This window comes from Sutterella massiliensis, from assembly GCF_016899755.1.
Classification (GTDB): Bacteria; Pseudomonadota; Gammaproteobacteria; order Burkholderiales; family Burkholderiaceae_F; genus Sutterella; species Sutterella massiliensis.
The window spans coordinates 1-364 of sequence record NZ_JACJJC010000336.1 but is presented as its reverse complement, the minus strand read 5'-3'; the positions used below and the strand labels follow the sequence as shown (position 1 = coordinate 364).

Here is a 364-nt window from a genome sequence, read left to right as displayed (position 1 = left end):
CCCTCAAGGAATACAAAGAAGGTATTCGCTCCGCGATTTTCTTTTACGTCATAACGATCGTGATGACGGGACCGCTTCGTTCCGCAATCGCCGCAATACTCCTCGCGTTGCTGGTGGTTGTCTTCCACTACCTGCGCATCAGCCTTCAACGTGTTCGAGCTCGGCTTTGCATGGCATTTATGCGCTGACTAGAAAAACAGATCCATGGAAACGCGTTACGACCTGATCAACAAATTCCTTTATCTCGAAAGAAACGAGCCGCTGCCCAAAGGCTTCGAAATCTTGACCGTCGGAAAATTCGAAACTTACGCAGAGCATCGAAATATCATCGAGGCAAAGAAAGACCTTCGCAGTTTTGCCCGGC

At 49.2% G+C, this 364-nt stretch carries 1 protein-coding gene; it reads left to right on the top strand.

The features are described 5' to 3' along the window. A partial coding sequence (locus tag H6A60_RS12805; protein ID WP_205105241.1) for a hypothetical protein occupies positions 1–188 on the top strand: 188 nt, incomplete at its 5' end. Between the last annotated feature and the right edge of the window lie 176 nt (positions 189–364).